The sequence below is a fragment of the Microcoleus sp. CZ3-B2 genome (genome assembly GCF_036705055.1).
Lineage (GTDB): Bacteria > Cyanobacteriota > Cyanobacteriia > Cyanobacteriales > Microcoleaceae > Microcoleus.
This window is the reverse complement of the sequence record NZ_JAUBTN010000047.1, coordinates 14176-28386: the sequence shown is the minus strand read 5'-3', so window position 1 is coordinate 28386 and position 14211 is coordinate 14176. Positions and strand designations below refer to the sequence as shown.

The 14211-nt window shown below is 46.6% G+C and carries 13 protein-coding genes; 8 read left to right on the top strand and 5 right to left on the bottom strand.

The window, feature by feature from the left end:
• Positions 1–418 precede the first annotated feature (418 nt).
• The gene (locus tag QUA97_RS19640) at positions 419–1003 is read left to right on the top strand and encodes an endonuclease dU (protein ID WP_194070304.1); all 585 of its coding nucleotides are present in this window, start codon (positions 419–421) and stop codon (positions 1001–1003) included.
• Between the two features lie 113 nt (positions 1004–1116).
• Here QUA97_RS19640 and QUA97_RS19635 read toward each other — a convergent pair whose 3' ends face one another.
• Entirely contained in the window at positions 1117–2325 is a 1209-nt protein-coding gene (locus QUA97_RS19635; RefSeq protein ID WP_333195615.1) for a hypothetical protein, read from the bottom strand.
• An 834-nt stretch (positions 2326–3159) separates the two neighbouring features.
• Here QUA97_RS19635 and QUA97_RS19630 point away from each other — a divergent pair.
• The 4 genes from QUA97_RS19630 (at position 3160) to QUA97_RS19615 (ending at position 5059) form a co-directional block, all read left to right on the top strand.
• Complete coding sequence (locus QUA97_RS19630; protein WP_194070298.1) at positions 3160–3315, top strand: hypothetical protein; 156 nt, start codon at positions 3160–3162, stop codon at positions 3313–3315.
• 70 nt (positions 3316–3385) lie between these two features.
• On the top strand, positions 3386–3871 hold the full coding sequence (gene apcA, locus QUA97_RS19625; RefSeq protein WP_194008983.1) for an allophycocyanin subunit alpha: 486 nt from the start codon (positions 3386–3388) through the stop codon (positions 3869–3871).
• Between the two features lie 176 nt (positions 3872–4047).
• Positions 4048–4533, top strand: coding sequence for an allophycocyanin subunit beta (gene apcB, locus QUA97_RS19620; protein WP_006634930.1), 486 nt, complete (start codon positions 4048–4050; stop codon positions 4531–4533).
• Between the two features lie 322 nt (positions 4534–4855).
• On the top strand, positions 4856–5059 hold the full coding sequence (locus tag QUA97_RS19615) for a phycobilisome linker polypeptide (RefSeq protein WP_006634929.1): 204 nt from the start codon (positions 4856–4858) through the stop codon (positions 5057–5059).
• Between the two features lie 289 nt (positions 5060–5348).
• Here the strand turns inward: QUA97_RS19615 and QUA97_RS19610 are convergent, their stop codons facing one another.
• A complete protein-coding gene (locus QUA97_RS19610; RefSeq protein ID WP_333195614.1) occupies positions 5349–6392 on the bottom strand; it encodes a zinc-ribbon domain-containing protein in 1044 nt (347 codons plus the stop codon).
• Positions 6393–6645: 253 nt separating this feature from the next.
• On the opposite strand from QUA97_RS19610, the gene QUA97_RS19605 reads away from it, so the two are divergent.
• Entirely contained in the window at positions 6646–7866 is a 1221-nt protein-coding gene (locus QUA97_RS19605) for an FtsW/RodA/SpoVE family cell cycle protein (protein ID WP_194070288.1), read from the top strand.
• Between the two features lie 356 nt (positions 7867–8222).
• Here QUA97_RS19605 and QUA97_RS19600 read toward each other — a convergent pair whose 3' ends face one another.
• Positions 8223–8876, bottom strand: a complete 654-nt coding sequence (locus tag QUA97_RS19600; RefSeq protein ID WP_194070286.1) for a Crp/Fnr family transcriptional regulator — start codon at positions 8874–8876, stop codon at positions 8223–8225.
• 770 nt (positions 8877–9646) lie between these two features.
• On the opposite strand from QUA97_RS19600, the gene hslO reads away from it, so the two are divergent.
• Positions 9647–10546 (top strand): Hsp33 family molecular chaperone HslO, encoded by a 900-nt coding sequence (hslO, locus tag QUA97_RS19595; RefSeq protein WP_333195613.1) that lies wholly within the window; start codon positions 9647–9649, stop codon positions 10544–10546.
• A 252-nt stretch (positions 10547–10798) separates the two neighbouring features.
• Positions 10799–12865, top strand: coding sequence for a hypothetical protein (locus QUA97_RS19590; protein WP_333195612.1), 2067 nt, complete (start codon positions 10799–10801; stop codon positions 12863–12865).
• A 121-nt stretch (positions 12866–12986) separates the two neighbouring features.
• Here QUA97_RS19590 and QUA97_RS19585 read toward each other — a convergent pair whose 3' ends face one another.
• A complete protein-coding gene (locus QUA97_RS19585; protein WP_333195611.1) occupies positions 12987–13742 on the bottom strand; it encodes a tRNA(His) guanylyltransferase Thg1 family protein in 756 nt (251 codons plus the stop codon).
• Positions 13723–14208: an AAA family ATPase gene (locus tag QUA97_RS19580; protein ID WP_333195610.1), complete on the bottom strand. Its 486-nt coding sequence runs from the start codon at positions 14206–14208 to the stop codon at positions 13723–13725. Before QUA97_RS19580 ends, QUA97_RS19585 begins: the two co-directional genes overlap by 20 nt.
• Positions 14209–14211 lie beyond the last annotated feature (3 nt).

Sequence of the window (14211 nt, the reverse complement as noted above, 5' to 3'; positions counted from 1 at the left end):
TGGATGGTGCGTGCCCGCCCTCTGAGTTCTTAGTTGGTAGTTGTTAGTTGGTAGGGGCGGTGGATGGTGCGTGCCCGCCCTCAGTTGTTAGTTTTTAGTCATTAGTCATTTTACCCGCTGGCGAAGTCGAAGGTTAGTCATCAGTCATTAGTCATTAGTCATTAGTCATACAAAGGAAGAAGGAACAAGAAGAAGGAAGGATTCATTATTCATCAGTCACAAGAAGGAAGCCCTTCGGCTTCGCCAGCGGGTAAAAAGAAGACATAAGAAAAAAGAAGACATAAACAGCAAGCTTTTGAGCGATATGTATTTTAGGTTTGGTTAAGTCAATTTACTTAGCGTTCGAGTCTTTAACGTCTATGATAATATGTAAAAGTCAAATTAATCTAAAAAATTTTAGTTTAGGGAAGTCCCTACTTTGAAACTAGCAGAATTGCTCAGACTCGATCGCACAATTAAGGTTATTGGCTTTGACGACGCTCCATTTTCTCGTACCAGCGGCGGTCTGGTGTCCGTCGCCGGAGTAGTCTGCGGAGGCACCAGATTTGAAGGAATGGTGTGGGGACAAGTCTTCCCAGACGGATTAGATGCCACTGATGCTATTTGTCAGCTACTGCTAGGAGGCAAATTTCTGCCGCAATTGCATCTCGTTTTGCTAGACGGAATCGCTTTCGGCGGCTTCAATATTATTGACCTTCGGGAGTTAGCATCGCGGCTGCAAATTCCTTGCGTTGCTGTGATGCGCCGCCAACCAGATTTAGCTGCTATTGAAAAAGCCCTCGGCTATTTACCCGACTTGGAATACCGTTTAGAATTGTTGCGTCGGGCGGGAAAAATTTATGCTTTTGAACCTTTCTTTTTTCAGGTATGCGGCGAACAACCGGAAGTAATCGCGCTGGTACTCCAGCGTTTGACTGATACTGGTAAGGTTCCTGAAGCTTTGCGTTTGGCTCATTTGATTGGTGCGGCGGTTATTACTGGTGTTAGCGGTAGTTCTGCTTGAATTTATTATGGGCTATTTGATTGATCTGAAGTCAAAAAGGTTGGTAGTGAGGAATGCGAGTCCGCTAATTTGGATGCGGACTCGCATTCCGAACGATCGAACCAAATAATGATTTAGCTTCTGACAATTTCGCCCTCAATTTCACCGAATTCGATTTTAGTTCCCAAGGCTAAAGTTAGGGTGCTTTCAGGTTCAATCATTTTTATGTCGCCTTGAATGTCTGTGGCCCACCAAGTGCGATCGCCCAAATTAGTCAATCCCAACGAAAGCTGGTCTTTTGAACGAGAATTAACCAGCGCTACAACACCATTAGACGCAGTAGCTGTTAAACTAGGGATGTCCGATGTTAATAGCTGAGTTCCCGCAGTCAGAGGCATCACTCGACTTCCCAATTTCAGAAAAAATTGACCGTTGTTAGAAGAATCGGCTGGGGATTTGTGTGATATAATAGTCTGGCTGACAGGGGGCGAACTTGCAGCGGGCAAGTCAGAGTTTCCGACGGTAATTGTACAGTTTCCGATTCTCTTTTGGTCGCCCGATCGCAAATAACTCACCGCCCCGCTATCGACATTCTCGCAAGCAATTTGACCGGCTTCTAATTGAAACCGCATCGCTAAGGGCGAAACACCAGGAATGTAGATAATAGACAAATTTTCATCGCTACCAAAAGTCACCGGTTCGGTACCAACAGTCAGAGTGCGATTCGCTCCATTATCGTAACTAATTACCAGCCAAGCTTTGTTAAACAAAGTTTCGGCTACAACCAACATAATTCCAATCCAAAAGCCGATCGCAGCACAGCCAGCTAAACGGCCCGCCACACCGGATAAATTGTAAGCAAACAGAATAAACAAACAACCGCCCAAAAGCCCGCCAACACCGCCACCTCCCGCGCCGCGCAGCAATCCCAAATTAGGAATTCGTTTAGAAAGTCCAAGTCCCAACAAACTGCCGGCTATTCCCCAGCAAATTACTCGCAATATTTCGTTTTCGCCGTCGCCAATTCCGCTAAAAATTCCCTCGGCGATCGCTCCAGAAATTGCCCCTGTTATTAAACCAAATAATCCGCCATTTTTTAAAGCTTGTTTAATTTGGGGCTTGCCTTTAATATAGTAATAATAGCCGAGCATAATCGCAGTAGCAATTCCGCCACCTACCAATCCAAACCAGCGAGTTGTGGACAATACACTGTCAAAAACAGATGTTGAATTATTGAGCCGCTGCATGAAAGGTTCGGTGATGAGATTGCCGGCAAAACCGCCGACAGCACCGCTAATCCCAAACTGCAAAGCTTTTTTAATGGCTGATAGATTTCTTTTCACGGCGCACCTGAATTATAAAGTGAGAGTCAATCGATTTGAGATTTTAGATACTTCGGCTTGCTTCGGCTACGCTGGCTCACAAGTCGCTCAGTACGAGTTTTAGATTTTAGATTTGGTTGGGGGAGCATCTGTAGTTTTGTATTTTTAGCGAGCTGTGGCGATCGCCAGCCTTCCAAAAATAGTTATGGTAAAAGCGAGATGCTCCGTAATATCATGTCCGGTCTACGCTCGTCACAAAAACAGTCCGCAGGCTCGATCCAATTTTATCGTTGTCAATTGACCGGAGATGGCATTACTTGCAGCTCCGTCAATGTGGGATTCTGACTTCGATCTAAAATTTTAGGTCGATCGCGACGAGTGTCGGGGGCTTGTCTCCGTTTTTGGCAGGGTCAAATTTAGCTACAAGCCAGAAAGTCACCATTTCCGATCCGCACCAGTCGCCACCCTGTCTCCTCCCCGTCTCCCGCACCTTTTTTTGAGACAGAAGTCTCCGATCCTCGCGGCGCCGCCTTGGGGACAAACCAGTCCCTAGAGCGATCGCCTGCAACCTTTGCTACCAAATAATTTTAGCGATTTTTTTGACTGTCAAATTTGCACCAGTCAGAGCCCAACCGGGGCCCCAATATGAAAAGGAATGTTACAAACTATTACAGTAACACTCAGAATGTGAACATAATGCCTCAAAATACTTGCGAGAGGTAGTTGCGTCAGACAAGCAATATTCTGACTAACTGCCCGACAGTTACTCGATCGCCACTTAGCGATCTGCTGCAATCTCGATCGTAGATTTAAAGATCGCATCAGTCATTTGTGGTATTCTAAGCGACAGGCACTGTGCGGGCACCAGCCAAGCGCACCGGCGTGAAGAACCAGCGCCGTCAAACACCGAAGGCAGTCACCAGCCAGCAAATTCAACACTTGCTAGCTCTGGAAAGTCCGCCCTTCCCCGTCAAAGCTCCTGCCACCAGCGAAGCGAAAGGTACGGGATGAAAGCGCCCGCCGCCGCTAGCTCAACGCAGAGCAGTTCGCAATTGCAAAATATCCAGCGGGTACACACAAGATGAGTATCGTCACCAAATCAATCGTCAACGCAGATGCCGAAGCTCGCTACTTGAGCCCAGGTGAATTAGATCGGATCAAGAGCTTCGTCACATCTGGTGAACGCCGCGTCCGCATCGCCCAAATTTTGAGCGAATCCCGCGAACGCATCGTCAAGCAAGCCGGCGACCAACTTTTCCAAAAGCGCCCTGATGTTGTTTCTCCCGGCGGCAACGCTTACGGCGAAGAAATGACCGCAACTTGCTTGCGCGACTTGGATTACTACCTGCGTTTGATCACCTACGGAGTAGTAGCTGGCGACATTACTCCGATCGAAGAAATCGGTATTGTCGGCGTCCGCGAAATGTACAACTCTCTCGGAACCCCGATTGCAGCCGTAGCCGAAGGCGTCCGCGCTATGAAGAGTGCAGCTTCCTCGCTGCTGTCTGGAGAAGATGCTTCCGAAGCTTCCTCTTACTTCGACTACGTTATCGGTGCGATGCAGTAAGGAATTTTGATTTTTGATTTTTGATTTTTGATTGAAGAATCGGGGGTTGCTGACAGCAAGCTAAAAGCTTTTGCAGATAACCAACCACTTAAAAATCTGAAATCCCCAATCCCAAATCCCAAATTCTAGCTCCAAAATTGGACTGACTCAGCCACTTTCTAGGAAACAAGACAACCATGCAAGACGCAATTACCGCCGTAATCAATTCCTCTGACGTTCAAGGTAAGTACCTTGACATCAGCGCATTAGACAAGCTCAAGAACTACTTCGCTTCTGGCGAACTGCGCGTCCGCGCCGCTACCGCTATCAGCGCCAATGCAGCCACAATCGTCAAAGAAGCAGTTGCTAAGTCTCTGTTGTACTCAGACGTAACTCGTCCCGGCGGCAATATGTACACCACACGTCGTTATGCAGCTTGCATCCGCGACTTGGACTACTACCTCCGCTACGCCACCTACGCCATGCTAGCTGGCGACCCTTCCATCCTCGACGAGCGCGTGCTCAACGGTTTGAAAGAAACCTACAATTCCTTGGGCGTGCCCATCGGTTCTACCGTACAAGCAATCCAAGCAATGAAAGAAGTCACCGCCGGTTTGGTTGGTTCTGACGCTGGTAAAGAAATGGGCGTCTATTTCGACTACATCTGCTCTGGCTTGAGCTAAATCGAAGGAAAAAGGAAGAAGGAAGAAGGAAGAAGGAAGAAGGAAGAAGGAAGAAGGAAGAAGAAGGAAGAAGGAAAAAAATAATTTTTTGCCTCTTTAAACTTTTAACTTTAAACTTTTAACCTTAAACTTTTAACTTTGGACTTGTTACCTTTAGCTTTCAAAGAGGTCAGGGAAGTTACGAGTGATTGCTAGACCGTCAAAGGCCAGTCGAGAAAGCCCGACAAGTTTTAACGAGCTAGTTTTGACTCCTAACTCCCTGACTTCAATCTTTTTAAAATCCATCTAAAAATCTGTAAACCTACTCAGGAGTTAGTTTCCCATGAGAATGTTTAAAGTGACTGCTTGCGTCCCCAGCCAAACTCGCATCCGCACTCAGCGCGAATTGCAAAATACCTATTTTACTAAGCTGGTTCCCTATGACAACTGGTTCCGGGAACAGCAAAGAATTATGAAAATGGGCGGCAGAATTATTAAAGTGCAATTGGCTACTGGTAAGCCCGGAGCTAATACTGGTCTACTTTAAGATCCGAGAATGGATTTGTAGAGGGCAAGAGGTCGATCGCGGCCTCTTTTTTTGTTTGTTATAGCAGATGTTGAAGGAAGAAGACCGATCTTATCTAGGAGAGAATGGAAATTCAATAAAATTAATGGTTTCAGCAATTGAAAATGTCCGGCTGCACCGGGAGTGAATAATTCAGACTAGCCTGCATTATTCATGAGAATAAAAGCAGAAAATAAAGTTTAAGCAAAAAGGAAGAAATATTGTGGAATTAGTATTCCTCCATCTCTACTCAATTATTGCTCGCGAAACTTTACTTCTTTCTAGGATTCTCTTTACCGCGTTGACGCTTATCTGTTCCATTACAAACCCTGCAACCTGTATTTCCCTTTGACCACCGATTTACTGTCAAAACAATGCTTGACTGCCATACACTGCCATCATGCGGACACCTAAACCATGCTATCTTATTGCTTCTAAGAGTTATTTCTGATGGTTTAATACCTAGCTCATTATTTTTCTCATAGTCCCAATATTGGGAGATTAGTTCAGAATATACTTCAGTTAGAGCGGGATGTCTCTCTGGCTTGTTCTTTCTTCCAGCACACTTAGGACATCCACTAGATCCTCTATTCCAACTTGTAGTAATATCTTTTGTCTTTTTCTGCCACGAGTTTCCATCAATTGGGCATTTAAACCAAACTAATACAATTGACGACTTTGCGTTCACATCTTCAGGTTTGAGAGAGCCGTTTTTATCATTGTCCCACAATTGTGCAACACGTTCGGGATAGAGTGTAATTATGCTTTTGGCTAACCGTTCTTGCCTCTTTTTTTCTGCTTTTTCTTTTTGAGCTTGTTTTTGAGCTTGTTTTCTTTCTGTCAAATACTCATGAAAGGCAGGATTAAATTTTAGAATTTGACGCACTCTCTCCGTAGTTATTTTATACTGAACTCCAATCTCTAGATAGGTTAAGCCTTGCTTGTACAGTTCGAGCATTGCCTTACTCTTGGCGAGCTTTGCTTGCGTTTGAGTCCGATCTATTGATTGCTGGTGCTTCTCTTGTATCTCTTCCGCTACTTTTTGTAGGTGTTCCGCTACTTTTTTTCCTAGGTGACTCAGGTGTATTTCATTGTTTTGCTTTTGTGTTAAACCTTTTTCCTCAAGAGCGTTAAGAGCTCTTAAATTTCTTAAGTAGACATTATTTGTGGCATGCTCCACTAAATTTTTAGGAGGCTCGGACAATACCCATACTCCCTCATTGACTCGCAGTGGATACTGACGCAGTAAATCAAGAAGCCCAATCTCTCTACTATTGAAGTTTTCTGCTGCTGACAAAAGGTGAATGTCTGACATATGGCACTTGTACGCAAACGCTAATTTACAGTTTAACTTGTCTGAAAACAATGTGTGACGATCTAAACAATAGCGCCAATTGCTTCACAAACAAAAGCAGTCTGGCAGTCAATATATTTAGTCGCTTGCATTGCCGAAAAATCCCCACCAATCATATAATAGCGAACAGATTAATGCGTATTAATGCGTAAATTAACCAATCTGGTACTTTAGCCATCTTTGTTAAAATTTATTGAGATCGTTCTAAAATCCTATGGCTAATGACATTCGACGCTTCATTCCGTTTTTTGACCCCAGGGCGTCGCAATGGGGCGCTGAGGCCCGGTGGCTCAGGTGGCTGACTTTTTTGTGGCTGTTTGTAGGGCTGACAGCATTGTTTTCGGCTTCCTATCCCATTGCAAATTCTGAATTTGGAGACGGCCTTTACTATTTTAAACGACAGCTCATCGCAGTGGCGATCGGGCTGGCAGGTTTTAACTTAATGGTATACTCCCCCCTGCGTTACCTGCTCAAATCAGCTCAGTTGGGCATTTTGTTGCTGCTGGGATTGCTCTGGTTGACCTTAATTCCGGGAGTGGGAACCACCGTCAACGGGGCGACTCGCTGGATATCTCTGGGCCCGGTGCCGATTATTCAACCTTCGGAATTGATCAAGCCGTTTTTTGTACTCCAAAGCGCCCGCATTTTCGGCAACTGGCCCCGGTTGACAAATAAAGTTCGCCTTAGTTGGCTGTTAATTTTCGGCGCAATGCTGTTGGGAATTTTGTTGCAGCCAAATTTGAGCACCACGGCTTTGTGCGGGATGACTTTGTGGTTGGTGGCTTTGGCGGCGGGCTTGCCTTACTTGCAGTTGGGCGCAACGGCTGTGGGGGGTATGATGTTGGCGGTTTTAAGTATTAGTTTTCGGGAATATCAGCGCCGCCGGATTATGTCTTTTCTCAATCCTTGGGCCGATCCGATGCAGGATGGCTATCAGTTGATTCAAAGCCTGCTAGCTGTGGGTTCTGGGGGGATTTGGGGTGTTGGTTTGGGGATGTCGCAGCAAAAGTTATTTTATTTGCCGATTCAGTACAGCGATTTTATTTTTGCTGTGTTTGCTGAGGAGTTTGGTTTGGTGGGAGGTTTCTCGCTGTTGCTGATGTTGGCGGCTTACGCTACTGTGGCTTTGAGGGTGGCGACGAGGGCCCGGAATATTGAGAGTCAGTTGGTGGCGATTGGGGCGATGGTGGTGATGGTGGGACAGTCGCTGCTGAATATTGGGGTGGCGACGGGGGTTTTGCCGACTACGGGTTTACCGCTGCCGTTTTTTAGTTACGGGGGCTCATCCATGGTAGCGAGTTTTTTGTTGTCGGGGTTGCTGATTCGGGTGGCTAGGGAGACTTCTGAGGCTGATGTTGTTTCTTTGGAGGGACGCAGAAAGATGCCTGGAAAGCCTAAGTTGCGATCGACCAATGGCAATGCACAAACCGAGTAATTTGTCAAATCATTTGCTGGAAGCGCAGGTAGCTAGAAACCGGGTTTTTTAACCCAAATATTTGCTTAAAACCGCAATCTTGGTAAAAAACCCGGTTTTTGCCTCCAAGACTATATTTATTTCCGCCCGTCACCCTTATTTGGCGGTTCTTCTTGTTCTTGAGGTTTAGCTGTGATGTCAATTAATTCTTTTTTGTCTGGTTTTGGTGTTTCTTGAGTAGAGTTAGCCATTGAATTTCTTCCTAAATAGATGCACCGCTTAATTATATCTTTTCCGGCTACAAATCTATGGGTCTAGATAGCGGGAGCAAGAGCAATACAAATAATTCTCAAGTAGATGCAAATTCCTGTCCCTTGCTACACTCCTTGAGGATGGCAGCCAAACAAATCCGAGGTAGAGGCAAAAACATCTTTGTTAAGTATTAAATGCCGATCGCCATCTCGACTAATTAACCCCTGCTGCTGCAATTTTCCCAGCATTCGCGTTACTGTTACCCGCGTCGTACAAATAGCATTAGCAATATCTTGATGAGTCAAGCGGATGCTCAAACGAGTTCCCTCAACCACAGGCTGACCGAAGTCCTGTTGCAATAATAGCAGGAGCTGATACAAACGGTGATCTACTCGCCGCACTCCGGCGATCGCCAAAATTGATTCCATTTGCCGCAGCCGCCGAACCATTTGAGGCAGCAACTCCTGAGCCAATTGAGGAGAAGCTTCGATTTCCACCATAGAATACCAAATCAAATAAACATCAGATGTCGCCGTAGCTCGGTAAGTCTGCAAATTTGTCAACCACAAACCGAAGCACATCGAAGGCCCAACCCAACCCAAAAGTCCTTCTTCCCCGGTTGGATAAAGCGTACTCAGTTGTGCTAAGCCTTGACAGACGCGCCAAAGTCCTTGAGACATCAAAGGAATGGTTTCGCCCTTGGCATAAAAATGCAAGTTTCGAGTCGCTCCTGTGTTATGCTGGACTTCCGCTAAAAGTGCTTTATATGTTGGTGGCATATCCGTTATTTCCAGCTAAAAAACATTAGTGTCAGACCTACGCATCTGACTCTAGCTTGCCAAGGTAAAGGTTTGGCGATCGCCAGGTTAGCGGTAAGATAAGCTTTAGTTGTTAGTTGTTAGTTGTTGGTTGTTAGTTGTTAGTTGTTAGTTGTTAGTTGTTAGTTGTTAGTTGTTAGTTGTTAGTTGTTGGTTGTTAGTTGTTGGTTGTTAGTTGTTAGTTGTTAGTTGTTAGTTGTTAGTTGTTAGTTGCTAGGAGCGGTGGATGGTGCGTGTCCGCTCTCTCAATTGTTAGTTGTTAGTTGTTGGTTGTTAGTAATTGTCACTTGAATGAGTGCGGGCGGGAGCGAAAAAATAAATGCACTTGTTATGCTGGACTATTCAATAAATATTTATTTCAAAACAACTAAATAAGTGGTTTTATATGCTTATTTATATGGCTCGCGGTGCGGTGTGGTTCCCCCTAGGTATAGAGATTATATCAAATTCGTTATGATCGGAATAGTAAATTCACTGTTAACTGTTAACTATTAACATCATGTATGAGTGCAACAGGAATTGATATTATGTGGCAATGAATGTATTTTTAATAATTAATCAGACTATTTGTTAAAAAATAGTAGATGAAGGTTTTACCTTTAAAAATACGGGAGTTGTGAAGTTCGATCGCCCTTCAATACCGGTCGAGTCTGCTGCTCCCTGCTGCGACAACCTTCAAGAGCTTCTAAAATAGTTGAAGGAAGTATCAAAAGAGAAAAGTAAGGTTTTTCATGGCCGATCAATTAATTCGCGCGAAAGCAGCAGATGGCGGAATTCGGGCTGTAGGCGTCATTACCACCCGTCTGACTGAAGAAGCAAGAGGGCGACACAACCTCTCCTACGTGGCTACAGCCGCCCTCGGACGCACGATGTCGGCGGGGCTGTTACTCGTATCCAGCATGAAGCGCCCCGAATCGAGGGTCAACATTCGCATCAAAGGAGATGGGCCGCTGGGCGGACTTCTGGTTGATGCGGGACTTGATGGCACGGTTCGAGGTTATGTGAGCAATCCCACAGTGGAATTGCCGCCCAATGCCAAAGGTAAACTCGATGTCGGCGGGGCCATCGGTGAGGGCTATTTGTACGTGGTGCGGGATGTTGGATACGGGTTCCCTTACTCAAGTACGGTAGAATTGGTTTCCGGCGAAATTGGCGACGATCTGACTCACTATTTGGCAACCTCGGAGCAGACTCCTTCGGCTATGGTTTTGGGGGTTTTTGTCGGGGCGGGCGGTGTGCAAGCGTCTGGGGGCGTGCTGTTGCAGGTGTTGCCGAAGGCTGCAGCGGACGAAGAACTGGTGCGAACTCTAGAATCTAGGGTGGCTGCACTGTCGGGCTTTACGCCGCTGTTACGATCGGGCAAAACGCTGCACCAGATTCTCGAAGAGTTACTGGGTGATATGGGGCTAGAAATTTTCCCGGAAACTCAGATGGTGCGCTTTCACTGCGGCTGTTCCTTCGAGCGAGTTTTGGGAGCTCTCAAAATGTTGGGCGAAGCGGAACTCCAAGACATGATCGAAAAAGATGGCGGGGCTGAGGCTACTTGCCATTTCTGCAACGAGGTTTACAAAGCTAACAGCGACGAATTGGCTGAACTGATTGGCGATTTGCGATCGAACTCCGGTTCTTGAGACGATAATGTGTAATTGGCTCTATTGAGTGCGAGTTAGGGATGACGGCCTTGACCAATTGCCAATTACGCATTATCAATTACCTAATCGCAAAATTAAAATTTTGGCAGTTTGGGGATCGGCCCAAAGCAGTCTTGGGCCGACGGGAGTATGTAAAAGTATGAAGACATTCTATAGAGCAGTAGATAGCAGCGATCGCAGTTTTGAAATAATTAAGACAGGCTGGTTGCTGTTTGTGGTGAGCGGAGATTTATGAGTCAAGATCGCAAAACACCAGACCATTGGTCTGCATCAGAATCCTTCGAGTCAAAAAAGGATACTTCCTCGCTAGTGCCAATTCCCGCCAGGAAAAACCGCGCTGAGCGACTTAAAGAAATCCGTGAGTTGGTGACTTCGGGAAAACAGCCGGGAGGGTATCTGGAACAGCGGCCCCAAGAGTCTGGGGAAAACTGGCAGCCGGAGGAACATAATCCTTTGTGGCGGAGGTGGTCGAAGAACTGGCAGTTTTGGCTGGCGGTGAGTTTGATGCTGTCGGTGGGTATGGGGTTTGTGGCAATTGCGTCTTTGCTCAACTTGACTGCGGAGTCGAATTGCTCGAAGGTTTTTTGGCCGACGGCTTCTGCTAACGATCGCTTTTTTTGCGCTCAAGAAGCAGCTAGCAAGCGGACGGTGGATGATTTGCTGCGGGCGATCGAATTAGTAAATGCTTTGCCGTCAGATCACCCCCTGCGACCGAGAATTAACGGTCAAATCGATCGGTGGTCGCAGGATATTCTCAAGTTGGGAAATGCTAGATTCCAAGAAGGGAAGCTGGAGGAGGCCGTCGCGATCGCCCGCAAGGTTCCTCAAAACGTTCCCGCTTACCCGGCGGTGGAAAAGCAGATTCAACAGTGGCAGTCGATATGGAACGATGCAGAGAAAATTTACGCTGCCGCAGTCGCCTACTTGCGTGAGGAAGAGTGGGGCAAAGCTTTCCGCCAAGCTAATCTGCTGTTGGATACGGGAAATACTTTCTGGGAATCGACTAAGTACGAAGAACTGACTCAGGCAATTGACACGACAAAGGCTGAAGGCAATAAGTTGATTAAAGCCCGAAATACAGCCTCGGAGGGAGGGCTGGACAATCTGGTGACGGGTATTAAGCTGGCTCAGGGAATCGATCAAAACAGTTATTTGTATCAGGCTGCCAATAAGCTGATCGCGGAATTTAGCAAAAAAATTCTGGATATCGCCCAAAAACGCTTGCAGGCCGGCGATTGGCAGGAGGCGGTCGCGATCGCTAACAAGATTCCAGATGCGGCAAATTTAAAAGCACAAGTTGAGGATTTTAACCAGTTGGCGAGTGCTACGGCTCAGGCTTTGACTGGCTCGGTTGAGGGTTTGTCTAAGGCGATCGAGATTGCTCAAAAGTTGAAGGATGGTCGCCCTTTGTACAAACAAGCTCAAGATTTAGTCGGGCGCTGGCAGCAAGAAATTGCTGATGTGAAAACTTTGGATGTGGCAAGCAGGCTGGCGGCGCCGGGAGGAGTGAAGGATTTGAGGGCTGCGATCGCGCAATTGCAAACAGTCCCCCAATCAAATCCCCGTTCCGGGGAAGCTCGCACTCAAATTATTAACTTGAGCCGTCAAATCGAGCTGCTCGAAGACAGTCCGTACCTGCAAAGAGCTAACGATTTGGCGAGCGCGGGCGATCCGAATTCTCTGGAGGCCGCCGTGGCTCAAGCTTCTCGGATCGGTCAAGGTAGGACGCTTTACCGGGAAGCTCAAACCAAAATTCAAGCTTGGATCGAGAGAAGACAGCGCCTTCAAGACCAGCCGTTTTTGGATAGAGCTCAGCAGCTAGCAGCAAGCGGCAATTTGGCGGGGGCAATTGAGATGGCCCGCCGGATTCGATCGGGAAGGGTGCTTTATGAGGAAGCTCGATCGAACATTCGGACTTGGCAGGCTCAATTTTTGGGCGAACAAGGTTTGCAGAGCGCCCGTCAGGCAGCCATACCGGGGACTGCTGACGCTTTGGAAACGGCAATTTCCCTTGCCCTTCAGGTACCAGAGTCGAGTTCGCTCCGCTGGCAGGCGAGTGAGGCGATTGATGAGTGGAGCCAGCGGATTTTGGCGCTTGCTGTGGAACAGTCGTCGTCGGATCTGGCTGGGGCGATCGCCACTTTGAAGAAAATTCCCTCGGGAGCTCGGGCTTTTGAGCAAGCGCGATCGCAAATCAAAGTTTGGGAAGAGTCCCTGAATCCTCCGCCTGCCGAATCTCCGGCGGTGGCTCCCGATCCACCGGAAACCGAGCCTCCGAGCCCGTCTCCGAGTCCCTAGGTTAACTTCTTGCCAGACTTTGGGCAGGGGGTTTAAACCCCCATCTCAAAGCTTGCATTCGGTTAAAACCGACCGAGCATTCATCAATTGCCACTAGATTTGACAAGATATCCTTGGCGAGTTAATCGCCAACATTTAAAAATTGGTAAATAAATTCTTTGTATTCCTCTTTCATGGGCAGCTCTTCATCGACTTTGAGTCGTCGCCGCACTGCCACAACTTCTTTGCCTTCGATCGGGTTATAACCTGGTTTATCGTATTTTTCCCAATACAATCCCGTTCCCCGGCGCTGCCAAGCCGGCAGTTCGTTAAAATTAATTCCGTTTTGAAACAGCAATTCGTTTTTGAAAGCCACCGATTGTTTGTCTAATATAACTGTTGCATTTTCACCCGTTTCGCCATTTTTTCGCAGCATCCAATAACTCCAGCCATTCAAAGCGCAGCGCGCTGCATCTGCTTGGCGCCATAGAAAATAATCTACTACTTGCGATTTGTTCGCTGCGGAACAAATGCGGGTGTCAAAATTTACTGTTGTTTGGGCGGCACAAGTGAAAGTTGCACTGGCAATACTGGCAGAAATAGAGACAATTTTTTCTAAGCTGCGGTCAAATAAATCCCAATCTGGAGGAAACAAAACTGAGATTTCGTCACTTTCGGTATAAGCGTAAATGCCGCCTAGTTCTGACAGGAGCGCTTTGGCGGTTTCCACCATTAGTTCGTGGAATTTTAAGTCGAAAGGCTTATCAAAACTTGAGGAAGTAAATTTTGAAAAACTGCGGCCGTCGGCGCGAATTACTGTGTGAGTTTCCGGCAATAAACGCAAGCTATGAAAGTATTCTAGCTCCCGCATTTTTTTTTCAAATATCTGATTGTCCATGAATAACTTCCTCTGCGGACAAGGTTTTTACTTCTAATTTAAAGTTGTCTGCTATGCAGACGGAAAACAGCCGATCGAACCCTTCGTCGTAACTGGGCACTACCATTTTTTTTATAGTAGCATAAATTGCTATGTCTGGAACTTGAGATTTGCCCGATCGCTTTTGATTTCTAGCTAAACAGTCGCTGACTATTGATTCAAAGTAGTAACCGATGATTTGGGCATGATAGGTGCGACCGATATCAATCAGCGGTCTGCGATCGAGAACTGCGGGATTGGTGTTATCAATCGCGACTGAATGACCTGCTTGGAGTGCATTTTCAATTAATTGAATTTGTCGGCGCGATTTATTTCTATTGTTTCGCATTAAATCTTTGCTGACCAAAACGTGCGTTGCAGCTAAATAGTCGCGGCAAAAGGTGCTTTTTCCTGATGCTTGCAATCCCATTAAAATGACTAATTCCATGAA

Excerpts from the sequence above, each read along its gene's own strand:
- QUA97_RS19585 (WP_333195611.1), bottom strand. The coding sequence starts at position 13,742 with ATGGACAATCAGATATTTGAAAAAAAAATGCGGGAGCTAGAATACTTT.
- QUA97_RS19600 (WP_194070286.1), bottom strand. The coding sequence starts at position 8,876 with ATGCCACCAACATATAAAGCACTTTTAGCGGAAGTCCAGCATAACACA.
- QUA97_RS19580 (WP_333195610.1), bottom strand. The coding sequence starts at position 14,208 with ATGGAATTAGTCATTTTAATGGGATTGCAAGCATCAGGAAAAAGCACC.
- QUA97_RS19590 (WP_333195612.1), top strand. The coding sequence starts at position 10,799 with ATGAGTCAAGATCGCAAAACACCAGACCATTGGTCTGCATCAGAATCC.
- hslO (WP_333195613.1), top strand. The coding sequence starts at position 9,647 with ATGGCCGATCAATTAATTCGCGCGAAAGCAGCAGATGGCGGAATTCGG.
- apcA (WP_194008983.1), top strand. The coding sequence starts at position 3,386 with ATGAGTATCGTCACCAAATCAATCGTCAACGCAGATGCCGAAGCTCGC.
- QUA97_RS19605 (WP_194070288.1), top strand. The coding sequence starts at position 6,646 with ATGGCTAATGACATTCGACGCTTCATTCCGTTTTTTGACCCCAGGGCG.
- apcB (WP_006634930.1), top strand. The coding sequence starts at position 4,048 with ATGCAAGACGCAATTACCGCCGTAATCAATTCCTCTGACGTTCAAGGT.
- QUA97_RS19610 (WP_333195614.1), bottom strand. The coding sequence starts at position 6,392 with ATGTCAGACATTCACCTTTTGTCAGCAGCAGAAAACTTCAATAGTAGA.
- QUA97_RS19615 (WP_006634929.1), top strand. The coding sequence starts at position 4,856 with ATGAGAATGTTTAAAGTGACTGCTTGCGTCCCCAGCCAAACTCGCATC.